Source organism: Paenibacillus sp. FSL R5-0490, assembly GCF_001956215.1.
GTDB lineage: Bacteria > Bacillota > Bacilli > Bacillales > Cytobacillaceae > Cytobacillus.
The window spans coordinates 31015-51554 of the sequence record NZ_MRTQ01000010.1; the positions used below are offsets into that span (position 1 = coordinate 31015).

The 20540-nt window shown below is 42.8% G+C and carries 20 protein-coding genes; 12 read left to right on the forward strand and 8 right to left on the reverse strand.

Translation table 11 applies throughout. From position 1 onward, the window contains the following. The first annotated feature begins 68 nt into the window (after positions 1-68). Positions 69-434, forward strand: coding sequence for a group I truncated hemoglobin (locus BK139_RS10065; RefSeq protein WP_076258198.1), 366 nt, complete (start codon positions 69-71; stop codon positions 432-434). A gap of 62 nt (positions 435-496) precedes the next feature. Here BK139_RS10065 and BK139_RS10070 read toward each other — a convergent pair whose 3' ends face one another. Continuing rightward, positions 497-1918, reverse strand: coding sequence for a sigma-54 interaction domain-containing protein (locus tag BK139_RS10070; protein ID WP_076258199.1), 1422 nt, complete (start codon positions 1916-1918; stop codon positions 497-499). Positions 1919-2136: 218 nt separating this feature from the next. Between BK139_RS10070 and pruA the strand changes: the two genes are divergently transcribed. Both pruA and BK139_RS10080 read left to right on the forward strand, forming a co-directional pair. Further along, positions 2137-3684, forward strand: a complete 1548-nt coding sequence (gene pruA / locus BK139_RS10075; RefSeq protein ID WP_076258200.1) for an L-glutamate gamma-semialdehyde dehydrogenase — start codon at positions 2137-2139, stop codon at positions 3682-3684. 116 nt (positions 3685-3800) lie between these two features. Then, positions 3801-4352 (forward strand): cysteine hydrolase family protein, encoded by a 552-nt coding sequence (locus BK139_RS10080; protein ID WP_076258437.1) that lies wholly within the window; start codon positions 3801-3803, stop codon positions 4350-4352. 100 nt (positions 4353-4452) lie between these two features. Here BK139_RS10080 and putP read toward each other — a convergent pair whose 3' ends face one another. Continuing rightward, on the reverse strand, positions 4453-5922 hold the full coding sequence (gene putP / locus BK139_RS10085; RefSeq protein WP_076258201.1) for a sodium/proline symporter PutP: 1470 nt from the start codon (positions 5920-5922) through the stop codon (positions 4453-4455). Positions 5923-6371: 449 nt separating this feature from the next. After that, the gene (locus tag BK139_RS10090) at positions 6372-7211 is read right to left on the reverse strand and encodes an STAS domain-containing protein (RefSeq protein WP_076258202.1); all 840 of its coding nucleotides are present in this window, start codon (positions 7209-7211) and stop codon (positions 6372-6374) included. Between the two features lie 304 nt (positions 7212-7515). On the opposite strand from BK139_RS10090, the gene aceA reads away from it, so the two are divergent. Both aceA and BK139_RS10100 read left to right on the forward strand, forming a co-directional pair. After that, positions 7516-8805, forward strand: coding sequence for an isocitrate lyase (aceA, locus tag BK139_RS10095; RefSeq protein ID WP_076258203.1), 1290 nt, complete (start codon positions 7516-7518; stop codon positions 8803-8805). A gap of 206 nt (positions 8806-9011) precedes the next feature. Next, positions 9012-9446: a YueI family protein gene (locus BK139_RS10100; protein ID WP_076258204.1), complete on the forward strand. Its 435-nt coding sequence runs from the start codon at positions 9012-9014 to the stop codon at positions 9444-9446. A 94-nt stretch (positions 9447-9540) separates the two neighbouring features. Here BK139_RS10100 and BK139_RS10105 read toward each other — a convergent pair whose 3' ends face one another. Next, the gene (locus tag BK139_RS10105) at positions 9541-9897 is read right to left on the reverse strand and encodes a cupin domain-containing protein (protein ID WP_076258205.1); all 357 of its coding nucleotides are present in this window, start codon (positions 9895-9897) and stop codon (positions 9541-9543) included. Positions 9898-10120: 223 nt separating this feature from the next. Here BK139_RS10105 and gatC point away from each other — a divergent pair, with 223 nt between their 5' ends. The 5 genes from gatC (at position 10121) to BK139_RS10130 (ending at position 15133) form a co-directional block, all read left to right on the forward strand. Then, positions 10121-10411 carry an Asp-tRNA(Asn)/Glu-tRNA(Gln) amidotransferase subunit GatC gene (gene gatC, locus BK139_RS10110; RefSeq protein WP_009335962.1) on the forward strand — a complete coding sequence of 97 codons (291 nt, stop codon included), beginning with the start codon at positions 10121-10123 and terminating at the stop codon, positions 10409-10411. A 13-nt stretch (positions 10412-10424) separates the two neighbouring features. Further along, positions 10425-11882 carry an Asp-tRNA(Asn)/Glu-tRNA(Gln) amidotransferase subunit GatA gene (gene gatA / locus BK139_RS10115; RefSeq protein WP_076258440.1) on the forward strand — a complete coding sequence of 486 codons (1458 nt, stop codon included), beginning with the start codon at positions 10425-10427 and terminating at the stop codon, positions 11880-11882. A gap of 12 nt (positions 11883-11894) precedes the next feature. Then, entirely contained in the window at positions 11895-13322 is a 1428-nt protein-coding gene (gene gatB, locus BK139_RS10120; protein ID WP_076258206.1) for an Asp-tRNA(Asn)/Glu-tRNA(Gln) amidotransferase subunit GatB, read from the forward strand. A 163-nt stretch (positions 13323-13485) separates the two neighbouring features. Then, the gene (locus BK139_RS10125) at positions 13486-14046 is read left to right on the forward strand and encodes a thioredoxin family protein (RefSeq protein WP_076258207.1); all 561 of its coding nucleotides are present in this window, start codon (positions 13486-13488) and stop codon (positions 14044-14046) included. A gap of 19 nt (positions 14047-14065) precedes the next feature. Next, positions 14066-15133, forward strand: coding sequence for an NAD(P)H-dependent flavin oxidoreductase (locus tag BK139_RS10130; RefSeq protein ID WP_076258208.1), 1068 nt, complete (start codon positions 14066-14068; stop codon positions 15131-15133). A 32-nt stretch (positions 15134-15165) separates the two neighbouring features. Here the strand turns inward: BK139_RS10130 and BK139_RS10135 are convergent, their stop codons facing one another. Beyond that, positions 15166-16098 (reverse strand): manganese-dependent inorganic pyrophosphatase, encoded by a 933-nt coding sequence (locus tag BK139_RS10135; RefSeq protein ID WP_076258209.1) that lies wholly within the window; start codon positions 16096-16098, stop codon positions 15166-15168. 165 nt (positions 16099-16263) lie between these two features. Between BK139_RS10135 and BK139_RS10140 the strand changes: the two genes are divergently transcribed. Continuing rightward, positions 16264-17028, forward strand: coding sequence for a metallophosphoesterase family protein (locus BK139_RS10140; RefSeq protein WP_076258210.1), 765 nt, complete (start codon positions 16264-16266; stop codon positions 17026-17028). A 201-nt stretch (positions 17029-17229) separates the two neighbouring features. On the opposite strand, the gene BK139_RS10145 is transcribed toward BK139_RS10140, so the two are convergent. From BK139_RS10145 to plsY, 3 genes are all read right to left on the reverse strand, one after another. Further along, complete coding sequence (locus BK139_RS10145) at positions 17230-18255, reverse strand: STAS domain-containing protein (protein ID WP_076258211.1); 1026 nt, start codon at positions 18253-18255, stop codon at positions 17230-17232. Between the two features lie 106 nt (positions 18256-18361). Next, the gene (locus tag BK139_RS10150) at positions 18362-19021 is read right to left on the reverse strand and encodes a DUF421 domain-containing protein (protein ID WP_076258214.1); all 660 of its coding nucleotides are present in this window, start codon (positions 19019-19021) and stop codon (positions 18362-18364) included. A gap of 102 nt (positions 19022-19123) precedes the next feature. After that, positions 19124-19750 (reverse strand): glycerol-3-phosphate 1-O-acyltransferase PlsY, encoded by a 627-nt coding sequence (gene plsY, locus BK139_RS10155; RefSeq protein WP_076258217.1) that lies wholly within the window; start codon positions 19748-19750, stop codon positions 19124-19126. A gap of 363 nt (positions 19751-20113) precedes the next feature. Between plsY and BK139_RS10160 the strand changes: the two genes are divergently transcribed. After that, complete coding sequence (locus BK139_RS10160) at positions 20114-20473, forward strand: hypothetical protein (protein WP_076258218.1); 360 nt, start codon at positions 20114-20116, stop codon at positions 20471-20473. Positions 20474-20540 lie beyond the last annotated feature (67 nt).

Consider the following 20540-nt stretch of genomic DNA (forward strand, 5'->3'; position numbering starts at 1 on the left):
GACTGTAAAATTTTGAATAGGAGCTGTCAGTTAGCAAAGAATATAGTTTGTTGAAAGGAGAGATAAATATGGCAGAGCAGACACTTTACGAAAAAGTAGGCGGCGGAGAATCTATTGAAAAGGTTGTCGATTATTTTTACGAGGACCTGGTATTGAAGGATCCGAACGTCAATCAGTTTTTCGAGCAGACCGATATGGTAAAGCAGAAACGCCATCAATCCAAGTTCATCAGTTATGCTCTGGGAGGGCCGAATCAATATTCAGGCAATTCCATGGCAAAAGCACATGAGGGCATGAATCTGCAGCCGGAACACTTTGATGCGATTGCCAGACATCTGCATGATGCACTTGCGCATTTTGGAGTGAGTGAGAGGGATATTGATGAAGCGTTGACTCGTGTTGCAGCGCTTCGGGATGATATTATATACAAATAAGCTCCCAGTGGGGAGCTTTTCGTTTTTACTCGATTTTTGGCAGGTTTTCACGCCGGATTCAATCAGCTGTTTTCTTTCCTGACTCCGTACTTCCTCAGCCTATATTGCAGGTTTTGCCGGCTCATGCCAAGGGATTTTGCAGCTTGGGTTATATTATTGCCATGGTGTTTAAGGACTTTCTTTAGATAGTAGGTTTCGGCTTCCTGTATATATTGTTCAAGTGATTTAATAGGCTTGTTTTTCTGAAGCAGCAAATCCTCCAAATGACCGGTTTCGTTCTGCTCATCCTTGAATTGAGGCTTATTCCGGAAATGAAGAGGCAAATGCACATAGCTGATGGTTTCTTCCTGATCAATCAGATTCATGGCTCCTTCGATAATATGCTCCAATTCCCGTACATTGCCCGGCCAATCGTATTGCTCGAATTTGCTCATTACTTCTTCATCGATTTCCGCTACATTCATTCCAAAGAGCTGATTGTATTTTTCTATGAAAAATTGTGCAAGATCCCGGATATCCTTTCTTCTCTTTCGCAGAGGCGGAATGAAGAGGGAAACAACACTCAGCCTGTAATATAAATCTTTTCGCAGGCGGTCTTCTGAGATAGCATCAATCGGGTCTTCGTTAATGGTTGCTATAATTCTAACATCTACTGTCCGGTCTTTCGTATCACCAACCCTGCGGACCGTTTTTTCCTGTAAAACTCTCAATAGCTTTGCCTGCAGGGATGGATTAAGTGAATTAATTTCATCAAGCAGCAAAGTCCCGCCATTTGCCTGTTCAAACAATCCAGGCCTTTCAATGGAGCCTGTAAATGCACCTTTCTTTGTGCCAAATAGAAGACCCTCTATCAGACTGTCTGGAAGAGCAGCGCAATTTTGAGAGATAAATGGTTTTGAAGATCGGCTGCTGCCATTATGGATGCTTTGGGCAAAGAGCTCTTTTCCTGTACCGGTCTCTCCGATAATCAGGACAGAAGAACTTGTCCGGGTTGCTCTTTTGCTCGCTTCAACCACTTCATTGATCTCGTCGCTTGAGCCAATTATACTATCGAAAGTATAGCGGGTGTCGCCGCGTTTATTCATATTTTCTCTGATCAGCTTTTCAAGCTTGGTCACATCACGTGCGATTTCCATAGCGCCAATCTGTTCGCCATCTTCCATAATTGGAAAAGTATTATTGATCGTGGTGATTTCCTGCCCCTTATTGTTAAAATAGGTTTGTTTGGCATTTTTAATTTTGCTGCCATTTTTGAGCGCCTGAAGTAAGGTGCTGTCTTCGTCCTGGTTGAAAGAAAACACATCCAGAAGATTTTTATCCAATACATCTTCATAATTCATGCCTTCTATTTGAGCCATTTTTTTATTGTAGAAAGTTGTTCTTCCTTCCTCATTCACTACATGGACACCAACATCAATTTCATCTAATATCCGCTGAAAGATCTTGTTGTTTAGTTGGAGCTGTTCAATTTCCCTGTGATTCATTGTAATCTCCTTCACTCGGCAGTTTATTCAATAGTATATATTTAATTGAATATATGCAATGAAAATTTGCACCAGAAACTATTAGTATTTCAAAAAACGCAAAAAAATTTTGCTTTCAGCTTATAAGAACTGTCATTTATCAGCTTTTTAAATTTGGCACAGTTCTTGCATTATTAAATGGTGGATGAAAAACGAATTTATTAAAGGGGGATGGCATCATGGTACAGCCGTACAAACATGAACCTTTCACAAACTTTAAAGCAGAAGAAAACCGAGAAGAATACTTACAGGGATTAAAAACAGTCGAAAGCTATTTAGGACAAGACTATGACTTATTAATAGGCGGAGAAAGAATTTCTACTGAAGATAAAATTGTATCAATCAATCCTTCTAATAAAGAAGAAGTAGTGGGCCGTGTTTCAAAGGCAAACCGCGAGCTTGCGGAAAAAGCGATGCAGGCCGCTGTGGAAGCATTCAAAACATGGAGAAAAGTAAAGCCGGAAACACGCGCAGATGTATTATTCAAAGCTGCTGCGATTATCCGCCACCGAAAAGCTGAGTTTTCTGCCCTATTAACGAAGGAAGCAGGAAAGCCTTGGAACGAGGCAGATGCTGATACTGCGGAAGCGATTGACTTCCTTGAGTACTATGCACGTCAAATCTTAGAAATTAAAGACGGTGTTCCAGTCAACAGCCGTCCGAATGAATATAACCGTTATGACTACATTCCATTGGGAGTGGGCATCATCATCTCTCCTTGGAACTTCCCGCTTGCCATCATGGCCGGCACAACTGTTGCTGCGATCGTAGCAGGGAACACAGTTCTATTAAAACCAGCTTCTACAACACCGGTTGTGGCTGCGAAATTTGTTGAAGTAATGGAAGAAGCGGGCCTTCCAAAGGGCGTTCTAAACTTCGTGCCGGGAAGCGGTGCAGAAGTGGGCGACTACCTGGTTGACCATAAAGACACCCGCTTCATTTCCTTCACAGGTTCACGTGATGTAGGTCTTCGCATCAACGAGCGCGCGTCTAAATTAAACGAAGGCCAAATCTGGCTAAAGCGCGTGATCGCGGAAATGGGAGGCAAGGATACGATCGTTGTCGACAAAGAAGCAGACCTTGAATTGGCGGCGACTTCCATCGTGGCTTCTGCATTTGGATTCTCAGGCCAGAAGTGTTCAGCATGTTCACGAGCAGTAATCGTAGAAGATGTATACGATCAGGTTCTGAACCGTGTGGTCGAGTTAACTAATGAATTAACACAGGGCAACCCTGAAGACCAAAGCAATTACATGGGTCCTGTCATCGACCAGGGTGCATTTGACAAAATCATGAGCTACATTGAAATCGGCAAAGAAGAAGGCAAGCTGATGACAGGCGGAGAAGGGGACAATTCAAAAGGCTTCTTCATCAAACCGACTGTATTCGCTGACCTTGCACCGGATGCGCGCTTAATGCAGGAAGAAATCTTTGGTCCGGTCGTTGGCTTCACAAAAGCAAAAGATTTCGACCATGCGCTTGAAATTGCCAACAACACAGAGTACGGCTTAACAGGAGCTGTGATCACACAGAACCGTGAACACATCCAAAAAGCGCGTGAAGATTTCCATGTTGGAAACCTATACTTCAACCGCGGCTGTACAGGTGCGATCGTTGGATACCAGCCATTCGGCGGATTCAACATGTCAGGAACAGACTCCAAAGCGGGCGGACCTGATTACATTCTTCTGCACATGCAGGCGAAGACTACTTCTGAAATGTATTAAAAGATCTCCATTCGGAGGCGGGAACAGCAACTTGGTTGCTGTTCTTTTTTTAGTTGGATATTCAGCCCGCTGAGGTATATGATGAAAGAAGAACTGCAGATTGGAGTGATGAAAAAATGTCAATTAAAGCCCTAATCAATATTGATTACACAAATGATTTTGTTGCTGAAGACGGTGCCCTGACATGCGGCAGGCCCGGACAGCTCTTGGAAAAGAAAATCACAGAGCTCACACAAGAGTTTATCGCAAGCGGGCATTACACTGTTTTTGCCATTGATGTTCATGATAAAGGAGACATCCATCACCCGGAAACGAATTTATTTCCCCCTCACAATATCAGAAACACGGAAGGAAGAAATCTTTACGGTTCATTGCAGGAGATTTATGAAACCAACAAGGACGCTGAAAATGTTTATTTCATGGACAAAACCAGGTATTCCGCATTTGCAGGAACCGGCCTGGAGATAAAACTGAGAGAACGCGGTATAGAGGAAGTGCACCTGGCAGGTGTTTGCACGGACATATGCGTCCTGCATACAGCTATTGATGCTTATAATAAGGGCTTTAGAATTGTGGTTTATAAAGATGCTGTCGCATCCTTTGACCAGGAGGGCCATGAGTGGGCTTTAAGGCATTTTGAAAAGACACTAGGAGCGGAAGTAATTTAAACATACCTTCTTTATAGTTCTCCGGCACCTCAAGCTAAAGACTATTCCTTTATGGGAGAATACAAAAAACCCTCTCCACATAGGAAGAGGGTTTCATCACTTATTTTATAAGAACAGATTTAAATTGATCGTGCTGTTCCTGAACTTCTGCTGATGGTGCCTTATCCAGAAGACTGACAACGATAATTGCCAGAACTGCAAATAGGAAGCCAGGCGCCAGTTCATACAGATCAAACAGTCCGCCGGTAAGCTGTGCCCATACAATTACTGTTACAGCACCAACAATAATGCCGGCTAGAGCGCCATTACGCGTCATGCGTTTCCAGAACAGGCTCAGAATGATGACAGGTCCGAAGGCAGCACCAAATCCGGCCCAGGCATAACTGACAAGTTCCAATACCTTGCTTTCGGGATTATACCCTAAGAAGATAGCGATAATGGCAATGCCCAATACAGCAATTCTGCCAACAATCATTTCTTCCTTTTGGGAAGCATTTCTTCTGAAGATAGATTTATAGAAATCCTGTGCCAATGCACTTGAAGAAACGAGCAATTGAGAGTCAACTGTGCTCATGATTGCTGAGAGAATGGCTGCTAATAAGAATCCGGCTACCCATGGATTAAATAGTACTTGTGAAAACATGATAAACACGGTTTCGGAATTGGCCAGCGGTGAATCTGCAAAATATGCGATACCTGCAAAGCCTACAAACAGAGCTCCGAATAAGGAAATAATCATCCAGGTCATACCGATTAAACGTGCTTTTGGCACATCATTTGTAGATTTTAATCCCATAAAGCGGACAAGGATATGAGGCTGTCCAAAATAACCTAATCCCCATGCTAATAATGAAGCTACACTAACAAAAGTGGCACCGGAATAGACATCTAAATAAGAAGTATCCATAGATCCGATTTTCTGCATCGTCTCATTCCATCCGCCAAGCTCCTGAATGGCAACAATCGGTATAATAATCATGGCAAGGAACATTAAAATTCCTTGAATGAAATCTGTCCAGCTGGCTGCAAGGAACCCTCCAAACAATGTGTATGACAAAATTACAGCAGCTCCTACCCAGAGTGCGAGTGTGTAATCCATCCCAAATGAGTTCTCTAATAAGATGGCACCGCCGACAAGGCTGGATGAAGTATAGAAAGTGAAAAAGATTAAAATAACGATTGCCGAAACAACACGCAATATTTTTGAAGTATCATGGAATCGGTTTTCAAAGTATCCGGGTACCGTAATAGAATCGTTGGCTACTTCCGTGTATACACGCAGTGGTTTGGCCACAAACTGCCAATTTAAATATGCGCCGACAGCCAATCCGATTGGAAGCCAAATCTCTCCCATACCTCCTAGATATACGGCACCAGGTAAGCCGAGCATCAGCCATCCGCTCATATCGGATGCCCCTGCACTCAAGGCTGCAACGCCAGGTCCCAGCCCTCGGCCGCCTAATACATAATCAGATAAATCTTTAGTCATTCTGGCTGCAAGCACGCCAATCAGCAGCATGCCGACCAGATACACAATAATCGCAATTAACGTTGGTATATTTATATCCATACTTACTTATTCTCTCCTTTCAACAAAATATGAGATGCCTGATAGTACGATTAATAATGGCATTGGAATAAGAAGCCAAAGCCACGTCGCCATAGTGAAATCCATTTGTTCACCTCCATTTTTCTCTTAGTATCCCCATAAAATCATTCGTAGGAAAATCACCTTTTATACAGTAACATACAGTTTTGTGTTTGTTAAAAAAATAGTTTGGGGAAATGTCCACATTAAAAAGACGTTTATTATCATAACATAATAATGAGTAATGGACAAAAAATCTAAAAAACTACTAAGTTAGAAATGAATAAATATACGATATTTCGCATTAATTTGCTGTTATAGTACATATATAAACATATCTATTCATCTAAATTTATAAAATTAAGTTTGAAAACAGGAGTGATTATTAATGGACAACAAAAAAGACCTAATTGTGATAGGCCCCAGTAAAATTACAAATTTAATTTGCTGAATACTTTCTCTAAAGAATTTTCCGTTGTTATATCCTTAAAGTCAATTCCGAGCTGGATGGCTGTCTGTGCGACTTCAGGACGGATGCCGAGCAAGGTTGACTGAACACCGATAAGTTTTAATGAGCTGATAACCTGGAAGATTTGGTGGGCAACCATTGTGTCGACCATGATGACACCCGAAAGGTCAATGATTAAATGAGTAATCCCCAGCTTTACACTCTGCTGCAAAGTAGATTCCATAATAAACTTGGCCCGTTCTGTATCAATATCCCCAATGAGCGGCAGCAGCCCAACATCTGAGGAAAGGGGGATTACCGGCGTGCTTAGTTCTTTTATTAATATAGATTGCGCGCTTAATCGGCTCAGCAATATATCCATAAAGTTTTCGGTGAAAGTTTCCATTACATAATCCAGCGTATAATCAATAACTTCCTGCCAATGAAATATATCCTCTGCTTTAATATCCAAGTCGGCAGTTTCAGCAAAACGTTTTATATGCATCCAATAAACCTTTCGGAATATCGAAAGATTTCTCTGAACATCGACAAGGGAGGTTCTGGATTTAACCCGATCAGCGGACGTCTGCTTTGTCCAGTTGGCTATCGTTTCCTTCATTTCTTCTTCTGTCTGAAGCAGCGATTTTGCTACAGTCCTGAAATACTTTGTATTTTGCTCCTCAACTTTCCTTGCCCTTTCCAGCGGGGCATCGGCGGAATAGTCGGAACCAGCCTTTACGACCTGAAAACTTCTCCAATCCTTCGTCATTTCAGGGGCTTTTTCAACTAGATAATTATATAAAGATCGATTTTTATCTTCCATACATTCTCCTTCATCCATCAGAATGATTAAAAAAATAACTAATCTCTATATCATAACACAGAGGGTGAAGGTGAAAAGAAGCAGGATGTTATATTCAGTAAATTTTAAATTTTTTAATTAAGGGGTTCCCATTCCGGATTAACTGTTATATAATACAACACATAGATATTTAATTGTTTTATAACAACGTAGACTAATAACATAACAGAACTATATTTTTAGTTCTGTTATGTTACAGAGTGTTTTGCAGCCGGGATCTTGCTGAAATGATGATTTTTCTAAATTAAAAGGAGGATTTAATCAAATGGCAGATGAAAGAGTGCGTCAGTTGCAGGAAAGCTGGGAAATGGATGAACGCTGGAATGGAGTAGAAAGACCGTACACCGCTGAGGAAGTCATTAAGTTAAGAGGATCAATTGATATCGAATATACATTAGCTCGCCGTGGTGCAGAGAAGTTATGGAAGCTTGTGAATGAAGAAGATTTTGTCAATGCATTAGGGGCGTTAACAGGAAACCAGGCTGTACAGCAGGTTAAGGCTGGGCTGAAGGCCATTTACTTAAGCGGCTGGCAGGTTGCTGCAGATGCGAACCTGTCCGGAAATATGTACCCGGACCAAAGCCTGTATCCAGCAAACAGCGTTCCAAGTGTAGTAAAAAGAATTAATCAGGCACTTCAGCGTGCTGACCAGATTCATCATATGGAAGGGGATCATTCCATTGACTGGTTCGCTCCAATTGTAGCAGATGCTGAGGCAGGGTTCGGCGGCCAGTTGAATGTATTTGAACTTATGAAAGGCATGATTGAATCGGGTGCCGGCGGGGTACATTTCGAGGACCAGCTTTCTTCTGAAAAAAAATGCGGCCATCTTGGCGGAAAGGTATTGCTCCCAACGCAGACTGCTGTTAAGAATTTAATATCTGCAAGGCTGGCAGCAGATGTTATGGGAGTGCCGACAGTTATTGTTGCCCGGACTGATGCTAACGCGGCTGACTTGATAACCAGCGATGTAGATCCATATGATGCACCTTTTATTACAGGGGAACGCACTCTTGAAGGATTCTTCCGGACAAAACCAGGACTCGACCAAGCGATCGCTCGGGGATTGGCGTATGCTCCTTATGCAGATCTGGTATGGTGTGAAACATCTGAACCTGATCTTGATGAGGCTAGACGTTTTGCAAAAGCCATTCATGAAAAATTCCCTGGCAAGCTGTTAGCGTATAACTGCTCTCCTTCATTTAACTGGAAGAAAAAGCTCGATGACGAAACGATTGCAAAATTCCAGGTGGAGCTCGGCAAAATGGGCTACAAGTTTCAGTTCGTTACTTTAGCAGGATTCCATGCTCTGAACCATAGCATGTTTGAACTGGCACGCGGCTATAAAGACCGCGGAATGGCTGCGTATTCTGAACTGCAGCAGGCCGAGTTTGCCAGCGAAACACATGGCTACACGGCGACAAGACATCAGCGTGAAGTAGGCACAGGCTATTTCGATCAGGTTTCCATGGTCATCACTGGCGGGACTTCCTCGACAACCGCTTTAAAGGGATCAACCGAGGAAGAACAGTTCACTGAAAAGCAGGAAGTTTAGTTTCTGTCCTTTGTAACTTGATTTTTTATCTTGTATATTCTCCTAATTTACACCTCTCTTCCTTGGAAGGGAGGTATTTTTTGCTTATCAGGCAAGCACAGTACCTCCTGCGAAAACATACATATTATATAGGTTAAATTTGAAATAGGGCATAATACTGAATACAATGTAAGCATTGAGGTCAAATAAGGACGGAGGATGTACAATTGGCTGAAAATATAGATGATTATCTTCAACAGGGGATTCATGGACAGAAACAGACCAAGCCTGATGAGCGCCGCAAGTTTCTAGGCTCGCTTCGGGAGAGGGTTGTCATTGCCCTGAAGCAGCCGCAGATGAGGGAGGATGGAACCTATCCTCAGGTGGAAGAAGCACTTAAAGCCAACAGCAAAGCCCATCTTTATCTGAATGGAAATATGAGTTACTCCTATTTGTCAAAATATATAAAATTGGCTTCATCCAATAAAGTAGAATATACAATTGTCACCAATAAAGAACATAATTCAGAGGTTGGGCTGGTTCTGGCCTATGACTATGCGATTGATAAACCGGAAATATTTGTGGACAGGAAAACGGTCAAATCGGAGACGAAAAAGGCGAATAAAGGCGGCCTGTTTGCCAAACTATTTAAGCGGAAATGAGCAGCGTCTGGCGCGCTGCTCTATTTTTGGGGGAAGGGCATCGTAATACCGGCCCAACTTCCACTCTTCCTGGCCAATGCCAGGTTTCCGCTTTCTATTCCAAAGGCTTCAGATACTTATGCGGGTCCAAATCAGGACCTTCAATCACAATTGCAGTCATGCCAAGGTAAGAACCTGATTCATGTTCCTCGCCTTCAGACCAGTAAACAGCGGTTCCTTTTTGGACTGCAGCCTGCTCACCGCCAGTGGTTTTAACCCATCCTTCGCCGTCAACGATGAGAAATAGCTGGGGACATGTTGCCGGATGCATGCCTAGTACACTATTATCCTTAAGATGGATACACCCAACTGTAGCTGTTTTGTTTCTGATAATCGGGCTGATGCTGGCATTGTGGCTGCTGAATTGACTAATTTCCCTGCTGACATCCAAATCAAATCGGAAAAATTCCATTACATACCTCCTGTACTTATAGTCGCATCCCCATTAATTCGGTTTTACTTTTCATATATCCTCTAGAGAAAGACACAAACACACATTTCCCCCTCAACTCATGGTAAAATAAGCAGAAGATTGCTGAAACAGCCCGTTCTCGCGTGTTGCTTTAACGCGTGAAAGTTTGGTATGATCATAATAATTGTGCATTGACAGTTTTCAAATTTTGGAGGTGGCATTAATGTCGAGAATTTCAATAGATCAGGTTAAGCATGTTGCACATTTGGCGCGACTTGCGATGACTGAAGAGGAAGCTGTTGCGTATACGGAACAGCTGGACAAAATGATTTCATTTGCAGAGCTTTTGAATGAGCTTGATACAGATCATGTTGAACCAACATCCCATGTTCTTGATATGAAAAATGTATTGAGAGAAGATAAGGCGAATAAAGGGCTTCCACAGGAAGAAGTTTTGAAAAATGCGCCGGAACATCAGGATGGCTATATAAAAGTGCCGTCTATTATTGAGTAGGGAGGGGAAAATGGTGAGTTTATTTGACCATAAGGTATCTGAGCTTCATCAGCTTTTACATAAAAAAGAAATCACGGTTACCGATCTTGTCAGTGAATCGTACAAGCGAATCGGTGAAGTAGAGGACAAAGTACAGGCTTTCTTGACGCTTGATGAAGAAAGAGCCCGTGAAGCAGCAAAAAAAATGGATGAAAAAATCGGCACGGACGAAGCGAAAGGCCTCCTGTTCGGTATGCCGATCGGAGTAAAGGATAACATCGTAACGAAGGGGCTGCGCACCACCAGTGCGAGTAAAATTCTTGAGAACTTTGACCCGATTTATGATGCAACGGCTGCTTCCAAATTACATAATGCTGAAACCATTACAATCGGTAAACTGAATATGGATGAATTTGCAATGGGATCATCCAATGAGAACTCAGGTTTTCAGGTAACCCGAAATCCCTGGAATCTTGAAAGAGTTCCCGGCGGGTCTTCCGGCGGCTCTGCTGCTTCTGTTGCAGCAGGGGAGGTTTTATTTTCTCTTGGATCAGATACAGGCGGCTCAATCAGACAGCCCGCTTCTTATTGCGGAGTTGTTGGGTTAAAGCCTACCTATGGAAGAGTATCCCGTTTCGGACTGATTGCATTTGCATCATCTTTGGACCAGATTGGACCAATTACCCGCACAGTTGAAGATAACGCCTATCTGCTTCAGGCTATTTCAGGTGTTGACCAAATGGATTCTACTTCAGCAAATGTAGATGTTCCAAGCTATGCAGAAAGCTTAACTGGCGATGTTAAAGGGTTGAGAATCGCCGTACCAAAAGAATATTTGGCTGAAGGTGTAGATGAAGATGTGCGCCAGTCAGTGCTGGATGCCCTGAAGGTGTTGGGAAAACTGGGGGCAACTTGGGAAGAAGTTTCCCTGCCGCACTCGAAATATGCACTGGCAACGTATTATCTGCTGTCCTCCTCCGAGGCATCGGCCAACCTGGCTCGCTTTGATGGCGTACGCTATGGCTATAGAACAGCAGATCCTGAGAGTTTAATCGATTTATACAAAAAGACCCGTGCAGAAGGCTTCGGGGATGAAGTAAAACGCCGCATTATGCTTGGAACATTTGCCTTAAGCTCTGGCTACTATGATGCATACTACAAAAAGGCTCAAAAGGTGCGCACGCTGATAAAACAGGATTTTGAAAATGTTTTTGAAAAGTATGATGTCATTATTGGACCGACAGCACCAACTCCTGCCTTTAAGATTGGCGAAAATACGTCTGATCCTCTGACTATGTATGCAAATGATATTCTGACCATTCCAGTTAACCTTGCCGGGGTTCCTGGAATCAGCGTTCCTTGCGGATTTGCGGATGGATTGCCGCTAGGCCTTCAGATTATCGGAAAGCATTTTGATGAAAGCACTGTTTACCGTGTAGCACATGCATTTGAGCAGGCTACAGAATTCCATAAGCAAAAACCGGGACTGTAAGGGGGGAAATTCATGAAATACGAAACGGTTATCGGACTTGAAGTACATGTTGAGCTAAAAACAGATTCTAAAATATTCTCAGCAAGCCCTAACCATTTTGGGGCGGAGCCAAACTCCAACACAACAGTAGTCGATCTCGGCTACCCTGGAGTGCTGCCTGTCATTAATAAAAAGGCAGTTGAATTCGGAATGAAAGCTGCGATGGCGCTGAACTGTGAAATCGCACCTGTTACAAAATTTGACCGGAAGAATTATTTTTACCCGGATAATCCTAAAGCCTACCAGATTTCGCAATTCGACAAGCCCATTGGAGAACATGGCTGGATTGAGATCGAAGTCGACGGCTATAAGAAAAAGATCGGCATTACGCGGATTCATCTTGAAGAGGATGCAGGCAAGCTGTCTCATGCTAAAGGTTATTCTCTTGTAGACTATAACCGCCAGGGTACTCCTCTGATCGAGATTGTATCTGAGCCGGATATCCGCACGCCAAAAGAAGCATATGCATACCTGGAGAAGCTAAAGTCCATCATCCAGTATACTGGCGTTTCTGACTGTAAAATGGAGGAGGGTTCACTTCGCTGTGATGCGAATATTTCTCTTCGTCCTGTCGGCCAGGAGGAATTTGGCACAAAGACAGAGCTTAAGAACTTGAACTCGTTTAACTTTGTCCGCAAAGGACTGGAATACGAGGAGAAGCGGCAGGAAGAGATTCTAAGTTCTGGCGGAACAATTCAGCAGGAAACATTGCGCTATGATGAAGCCACCAATAAAACTATTCTAATGAGGGTAAAAGAAGGTTCGGATGATTATCGTTATTTCCCTGAACCTGATTTACTTGATATTCATATCGATGAAGAGTGGAAAGAGCGAATCCGTGCCGAGATTCCTGAGCTTCCGGACCAAAGAAAGAACCGCTATATCAGGGAACTTGGGCTGCCGGCCTATGATGCAGCTGTCCTGACAGTGACAAAAGAAACATCTGATTTCTTTGAGGCAGCTGTGAATAAAGGAGCAGACGCGAAACAGGCTTCCAACTGGGTAATGGGTGAATTGTCAGCTTACTTGAATGCTGAACAAAAAGAGCTGGCCGATATAGCTTTGACACCTGAGGGACTTGCCGGCATGATTAAGCTGATTGAAAACGGCACGATCTCTTCTAAAATTGCCAAAACAGTATTCAAAGAGCTGGTTGAAAATGGCGGAGATCCGGAAACAATCGTAAAAGAAAAAGGCCTCGTCCAAATTTCGGACGAAGGGGCACTTCTTAAAATTATCAGTGAAACGCTCGATGCGAACCCTCAATCCATCGAGGATTTCAAAAATGGTAAGCAAAAAGCAATCGGCTTCCTAGTCGGCCAAATTATGAAAGCCACAAAAGGACAGGCCAACCCGCCGCTTGTTAACAAATTATTGCAGCAGGAAATACAGAAAAGATAAAAGGTGAGCTGATGGAAATCCATCAGCTTTTCCTGTATTCGACAAAAATAAAGTCTATTTCCCAGGAAAAGATTCAGTTTTACAAAGTGCTACAGCAAATGCAGGAATGAAAGCGGATGGTAAAGAATAAACACTAAAGAAATCGAAAAAAGGGAGTGGGTTTATGGAATTAATGGACTGGTTTGCGAAGGGTCTATGTCCGCAGAATTATATAGAAGCGATGCAAGTTAACAAAGAAGAGATGAATAAAATATATAATCGTTTCTCTTTATCTGATGAGGAAAAAACAAGATTGGCAGACCTTAAGGGTACCGGCATGAAAGTAATTGCCCTTACTGAGGACTGGTGCGGTGATGCCATGCTGAATAATCCGATTCTACTAAAAATAGCTGAGGAAACCGGCATGGACGTCCGTTTTGTTTTGAGGGATCAGAACCTTGAGCTTATGGACCAGTATTTGACTAACGGAACATCCAGAGCGATACCGATTTATATTTTTATAGATAAAGAAGGGGACGAAAAAGCTATTTGGGGACCGCGTGCCAAACAGATTCAGGAATTGGTGGATGATGAAAGAGGCAAGCTTCCTGCACAGGATGCTGAAGACTTTAAGGAAAAACAAATGAGCATGTACAGGAGATTAACTGCCTCCTATCAGGAGGATTCTAAGATTTGGCATACGGTTGCTGATAGTGTAATAGATGCTCTTGTTTCGGGGAAATAAAGGAGGAAGGGTGATTTAAATGGGCTGGAACCGTAATTCCATCACTGCGATGCTGGATATAAAATACCCTATTTTTCAGGCTCCCATGGCTGGAGGGATGACAACGCCGCAATTAATCAGTGAGGTATCAAATTGCGGCGGACTTGGAAATATGGGTGCAGGCTATATGAGTCCGGATGAGATAAGAGAAGATATAAAACAAATTCGGAAATTGACAGATCGGCCATTTGGCGTCAATCTCTTTGTTCCGGATCTTGATGTGTCAGTGAATTCAGATGATATCAGCAGCATGGGGAATGTGCTTGAACGATACAGCAGTGAGCTGGGTATGGAGGTAAAGTCAACTCTTCCGAAAAAGGATTATGCTGCTTTATACAAAAAACAGCTTGATGTTTTGATGGGAGAACGTGTGCCTGTTTGCAGCTTTACGTTTGGCATACCTGATTCGGCCTTTATTTCAGAATTAAAGAAACAGGGTACGATGATTATTGGAACCGCAACAAATGTCAATGAGGCAGTGGAATGGGAAGAAGCGGGCGCAGATATTATTGTTGTACAGGGATTTGAAGCTGGGGGGCACCGCGGAACATTTCACAGGGAAGAAAGCGGTATGATCGGTTCCATGGCTCTCATACCGCAGGCGGCAGATGCAGTAAGCTGTCCTGTGGCCGCGGCAGGCGGAATCATGGATGCCCGGGGTATGGCTGCTGCCATGATTCTTGGGGCAGCAGGAGTCCAGCTTGGAACGGCCTTTCTTACATGCAGGGAAAGCGGGGCTCACTCACTTTACAAGCATGCTCTATTAAATGCAAGGGAAGATCAGACAGCTGTGACGAAAGCATTCTCAGGAAAGCCTGCAAGAGGGATTCGCAACAGATTCATGGAGGAAATGAAAGGTGTGCAGCCGTTGCCTTATCCATTGCAGAATGATATGACAGCGCCTATCCGGAAGCATGCAGCGAAGCTGGAGCGGCCGGAGTTTATGTCATTATGGGCCGGTCAGGGAGTGGGAATGGCTAAAGAGGTGACAGTGAAGGAATTGATGACCAGGCTTGTTAAGGGGACAGAAGCATTATTGGATAAGTAAAAAGCAGTGCCAAGTGCGGCACTGCTTCTGTATTATTTGCCGGCCAATACGTTTGTAAGAGGCGGTACGATCTGCTTTTTGCGTGAAACAACGCCCTTTAATACGGCACTGTTGTTTTTAAGTGTTACATCATAAGCTTTTTCAACTGCAGCAGCTTCTTTGCCAAGAGAAATGGCAACTGAGTCGTTGTTAAGGATATCAGTTAAAACAAAAACAAAAAGGTCAAGCTCTTTGCTATTAATGTTTTCAGTAATGACAGCCTCCAATTCTTCCTGGCGGCTTAGTACGTCATTCAGGTCCACAGCATTAACCTGAGCGATTTCTGTTTTATAGCTTCCCATTTGGAATTCCTTTGCGTCAAGGGAGATTAGCTCTTTCACGCTCTTCTTGCTTAAGTCTGCTCCTGCTTTCAGCATTTCGAGACCATATTCTTCAGGGTTTACTCCCGCGATTTCAGCAAGCTCGCGTGCTGCTGCAACGTCCTGATCTGTGCATGTTGGAGATTTGAACAGCAGGGAATCGGAAATAATGGCAGAAAGCATAAGGCCAGCAGTTTCCTTGCTGATTTCCACTCCGTTTTCCTTGTACATTTTGTTCAGAATGGTTGCTGTACAGCCAACAGGCTCTGCACGGTAGTAAAGCGGATCGCTTGTTTCAAAATTCGCAATGCGGTGGTGGTCAATAACCTCAAGGATTTTCACATCTCTGATATCATCAGCGCTTTGCTGGAACTCATTATGGTCTACAAGAATTACTTCGCTGGCTTCCTTGGATACTGCCTCAACAAGCCGGGGAGCTTCAGTCTTAAAATAATCTAGGGCATATTGTGTTTCCTCATTTACCTTGCCCAGGCGGATTGGCTCTGCATCAACGCCTAATTTGTTTTTTAATTCTGCATAAGCAAGTGCTGAACAGATTGAGTCAGTGTCAGGGTTTTTGTGTCCGAAGACAAATACTTTTGACATAATTCTTACTCCTTCTATATGTAATGTTGGTTTTGGCATGCTGTTATTTTACCATATTTCTAATGTAATGGCGGTCCAGGGAAAAATCAAATTTTGTTTTTTTCAATTGTTAGAGGAAGCTTGGGTGTTTTGGAGAAATATAAAAAAAGTAAGGAGGAGACAAACATGGGAAAAGTAGCCGTAATATCTGATATTCATGGAAATATCACAGCTCTGGAGGCTGTTCTGGACAATATCCGCGAACGCGGAATAGAGAATATTTTTTGCCTGGGTGACTTAATAGGAAAAGGACCCAATTCTCTTAAAGCCGTTGAACGGATTAAAGAGACCTGTGAAGTGGTCCTCCTGGGGAATTGGGATGACTTTATGCAGAAGCCGCTGGACTTTGAAGAGGGGCAGTGGCATCAGAGACAGCTGGGGGAAGAGGCCTTATCCTATTTAGGCACGCTTCCGTTCCATTACGATTTTTATATGAGCGGAAAATATATCAGACTCTACCATGCTTCAGCCAAAAGCATTTATCACCGGGTGGTGCCCATGAGGGATTCACATGACGAAAAGCTGGCTATGTTCGAGAATACGGAGAATATTACTGCCGGAGAGGAAGGCAGGATTCCGGATGTTGTCGGGTACGGGGATATTCACGCAGCCCTGGTTGAACCGATTCATCCGCAAAAGACACTATTCAATGCAGGAAGCGTCGGGAACTCCCTTGATATCCCTCAGGCTGCCTATGCAATCTTGCATGGGGAATACTTATCAAAAGAGGCTGCACCTTTTTCCATTGAGATTGTCCGGATTCCATATGATATTGAAAAAGAAATCAGCATTGCCAAAGACATGGGAATGCCGAATCTTGAGGCATACGTCCTGGAACTGCGCGAAGCGAAATATAGGGGGGCGCCGAAGAAAGTGCAGGCAGAGAAATAGGAGCCATCCCCGGGTTCTGAGAGCACATAAAAAAAGCTAAGCGCACATAAAAAAACTTATCCGCACACAAAAAACGCTAAACGCACATAAAAAATTTTATCTGCACAAAAATTCCGGTTATCCGCACATAATTTGCAGATGCATCATAAAAAACATAAAAAAGCTGACTTCCGTCCAATGCGGAATCAGCTTTTTGTATGATTAAAAGATTTTCCTGCCTTTTTTGGAAAGAGCATAATAAATGCCGTGCTGCAGGTTTGTGAAGCAGTTAAATTTAGAGAGATTAAAGTTGGTTTCCGTAATTTTAGTGCCAAGTTCCGGAGAAATGCCGACCAGAATGGTTTCTGTGCCGATCAGATTAGCTGCAGCAGCCAATTTGCTTAAGAATTCCACCGTGTAGGCACTGATGGACTGATTTAACCCGGTCAGGTCCAGGATTAGGCAATCTGCCTGGTGCTTCGGAAGGCTATGAAGAGTTTTATCGACGAGTTCTTCAGAGCGGAATTCATCATATCTTCCCAAAAGAGGGACAACAACAATTCCATCCAGGACAGGAATAACCGGTGAAGAGATTTCTTTAACAAGCTGCTTAAGTTCTAACGTGCGCACTTCCACTAATTTCTCAAGCTCACTGATTTTTTTTGATTCTTCCCGTCTCGTTAAATCATGGATATTTTCCTCAACCGTAACGCTTGAAGGGAAGAAATCCAGCTCTGTATATTCGTGGCCGGCTAACTGGTCAGATTCCTTTTTATACCAGATGCTTCTCCCAAACACAGCTGAAAAGATCCCTGCAAAATGTCCCGGCAGAAAGGTTCCGGACTCAGTTTTCCCTTGTTCCCTGTTAATCTTATATTCCCAGCTGTCAACAGTTCTGACCCTGGCTGTTTTGGCAGCGGGATCTACATTAGTAATGATGAATTTCCCCCAGCCGGCAGACGCGTATATTCTGGGGATGATATTGGCCACTTCAGTTATATGCAGATTCATGTCTTTAAAAAACTTTCCAACAACCATTCCCTGCCTGAAACCGGCGGTCTCAAGTACAAGACTGGAGGTTTCTTTGCCTGAAATCTCTTCAATTGTATCAAAAAAGCTTTTCATGGCTGAACTTATCCAAAAGAGGACTGAGTCTTCACCTTCAAAATTAAACTGACCTTTTTCCAGGTCCCAATTAAAATTAAAGCCATCAATTTTTGTTTCAAGCACAAGGCCTGCTTCTTTCATACCATTACCCCCTGATATTGATATGTATAGTAAAGCAACTTATTTTTCTGGTATGTAACTAATGTTAAATACCCTTAATTTCAGTCAATAAACCTATTTTGTAAAATTATCTGCGTCTGTTTATATTCAACTTCTTTGACTTTTCATTCACATAAGCGTACATAATCTCTTTCTCATTCAAATCGTTTTGACGAAGCTGATCTAAAAGCCAATCCTTGGTCTGTCCGAGCAGCTCGAGGTTACGGGTCTGAATCCTGCCATCCACAATCACTGCAATCGGGAGCCCCTCATCCTGAATGGGGATCTTTAAATGCTCAACTGTGACAGGCGTATTGGCCACTTTCGGTATGATGCTCACTTCACCGATTGGCTCGAGAATAGCGTAATCAACATCCGCAATCTTCGGGTAGCCTTTGCTTCTTAAAATGGACAGCAGCTGAGACATGGAAAGATGGGACTTTTCCAGATTGTCTTCCAGGATTTCACCATTTTTAATCAGCATCGTCGGCTCACCAAGAAAAAATCGGTTGCCAATTTGGTTTAAAGTCAAATAAGAGAAGAGAATGTGAAGGCCTACCAGAATGGCCAATGCTGCTAATGTTGGCCCGTATTTTGTGCTAATGAGAGGCTCAGAAGCCACTGTGCCAACGATAATGATAGCGACAAGGTCATAAGGAGTCATCTGGATAATCGTCGATTTCCCCATCAGTCTCATAATCATGATTGTGATTAAGTAAAGACTCGCTATTTTTAAGATCAAGAACATATGCAAGCTCCTTCGAACGCACTTTATTCAAAGGTTTTGCTTAAAGAGCTGCTTTCATGTGAAAAATAATAAAAAAACCCGAATGCAGGGTCCGGGTTTCAATTAAGCACGCTTTTTATCATCTCTTGGAGGGATGCGGTCATCTTTTAAGCGCTTATCATTGATTTTAGGCTCCTTATTATCAATAAAGTTATTAATGTTCGAACGATGCAGGAAAATCAGAAATAATAGGAAAATAGAAAAGATAAGTTCATGTTCAGTGCCTTCAGTAAATAAGGAATAGATAAGCAAGGATCCACCCACTGATAAAGAGCCAAAAAATACATACTTCGTTAGGAAAATGACAGCGACAAAAGAAATATAGGCGATTAAAAACATCCAAATATTTACATAAAGCAATACACCTGCGGTGGTTGCGATGGCTTTTCCTCCGCGGAATCCTGCAAAGACCGGAAAGCAGTGGCCGGCAACTGCAACCATCCCGACTATTAGCGGATCAGCCTCAGCGTTCAGAATCACAGGAATTGCCGCAGCTGCAGCACCCTTGCTCACATCCACCAGCAGAACCACAATAGCCGCTTTCTTGCCAAGAACCCTTAATGTATTAGTCGCACCAGGATTATTGCTGCCATGATCACGAATGTCAATTCCAAAGGCAAATTTGCCAAACAATAAGGCAGTAGGAATTGATCCTATCAAGTATGCTGCCAGGTAAATAAGAAGAGTCATCGTATTCATCCTTTTTCATCAATATATTCAATTGTTATTTAGAGTTGTCCTTTATTTGAAATTTTTTTACTAGCCTCCTCTGCATGTAGTCATTGCTTACAGTTTACCATATAATGGTTTAGTGAAAAGGGAGAATTAATCATTATCCGGAATAGAAAATTCTGTAACTTTTTTAGTGAGAGATTATTATAAAAAAGGTATTGAATTATTCTTTCCTCTAAATTATGATTGTTTCGGCACTCAAAAAGAAAGCATGTTATTCGAATAGTTTTAAGGATATGTTTGATAAAAATAATACCCTGCAGGATATTATTTGTGCTTCAAAGCACTCCCTGTAAGGAACATTGGAAGGAGATGATTTTCATGGAGCATTTTTCATTAGAGGAATGGCGGAAATATTCGAAAAATGAGCTTTCTGAACCTGAGCGTGAACTCTATGAAGATCATCTCTATATATGTGATCAATGTCTGGAAGTATACCTCGAAGCGATGGAAGAGGAGGAGTACTCCTTGCCCGCAATGCCAGGGGAAGAGGCCTTTACCAATCTTGTTATGGCTCAGATTGCAGGCGGAACCCCCGAAGAAGCTTCTCAGGAACAGAGTGGGCTTCCTCCTAAAGCCTCCTGGTTTGAGCGCTGGTTCCCTCTTGCCTTCGCCTGCTTTGTGCTTATTGGGGGATTAGTAACCATGTACCGGGAGAAAAATCAAATAGATCAGGAGTAACTCTTAACCGAAGTTAGGAGTTTTTTACATTAAAAAATTTGAAAATTCATATAAAAATACTTACAAT

What these genes read in the sequence shown, in the direction of transcription:
- BK139_RS10065 (WP_076258198.1), top strand. Translation starts at nt 69, where the DNA reads ATGGCAGAGCAGACACTTTACGAAAAAGTAGGCGGCGGAGAATCTATT.
- BK139_RS10070 (WP_076258199.1), bottom strand. Translation starts at nt 1,918, where the DNA reads ATGAATCACAGGGAAATTGAACAGCTCCAACTAAACAACAAGATCTTT.
- pruA (WP_076258200.1), top strand. Translation starts at nt 2,137, where the DNA reads ATGGTACAGCCGTACAAACATGAACCTTTCACAAACTTTAAAGCAGAA.
- BK139_RS10080 (WP_076258437.1), top strand. Translation starts at nt 3,801, where the DNA reads ATGTCAATTAAAGCCCTAATCAATATTGATTACACAAATGATTTTGTT.
- putP (WP_076258201.1), bottom strand. Translation starts at nt 5,922, where the DNA reads ATGGATATAAATATACCAACGTTAATTGCGATTATTGTGTATCTGGTC.
- BK139_RS10090 (WP_076258202.1), bottom strand. Translation starts at nt 7,211, where the DNA reads ATGGAAGATAAAAATCGATCTTTATATAATTATCTAGTTGAAAAAGCC.
- aceA (WP_076258203.1), top strand. Translation starts at nt 7,516, where the DNA reads ATGGCAGATGAAAGAGTGCGTCAGTTGCAGGAAAGCTGGGAAATGGAT.
- BK139_RS10105 (WP_076258205.1), bottom strand. Translation starts at nt 9,897, where the DNA reads ATGGAATTTTTCCGATTTGATTTGGATGTCAGCAGGGAAATTAGTCAA.
- gatC (WP_009335962.1), top strand. Translation starts at nt 10,121, where the DNA reads ATGTCGAGAATTTCAATAGATCAGGTTAAGCATGTTGCACATTTGGCG.
- gatB (WP_076258206.1), top strand. Translation starts at nt 11,895, where the DNA reads ATGAAATACGAAACGGTTATCGGACTTGAAGTACATGTTGAGCTAAAA.
- BK139_RS10125 (WP_076258207.1), top strand. Translation starts at nt 13,486, where the DNA reads ATGGAATTAATGGACTGGTTTGCGAAGGGTCTATGTCCGCAGAATTAT.
- BK139_RS10130 (WP_076258208.1), top strand. Translation starts at nt 14,066, where the DNA reads ATGGGCTGGAACCGTAATTCCATCACTGCGATGCTGGATATAAAATAC.
- BK139_RS10135 (WP_076258209.1), bottom strand. Translation starts at nt 16,098, where the DNA reads ATGTCAAAAGTATTTGTCTTCGGACACAAAAACCCTGACACTGACTCA.
- BK139_RS10140 (WP_076258210.1), top strand. Translation starts at nt 16,264, where the DNA reads ATGGGAAAAGTAGCCGTAATATCTGATATTCATGGAAATATCACAGCT.
- BK139_RS10145 (WP_076258211.1), bottom strand. Translation starts at nt 18,255, where the DNA reads ATGAAAGAAGCAGGCCTTGTGCTTGAAACAAAAATTGATGGCTTTAAT.
- BK139_RS10150 (WP_076258214.1), bottom strand. Translation starts at nt 19,021, where the DNA reads ATGTTCTTGATCTTAAAAATAGCGAGTCTTTACTTAATCACAATCATG.
- plsY (WP_076258217.1), bottom strand. Translation starts at nt 19,750, where the DNA reads ATGACTCTTCTTATTTACCTGGCAGCATACTTGATAGGATCAATTCCT.
- BK139_RS10160 (WP_076258218.1), top strand. Translation starts at nt 20,114, where the DNA reads ATGGAGCATTTTTCATTAGAGGAATGGCGGAAATATTCGAAAAATGAG.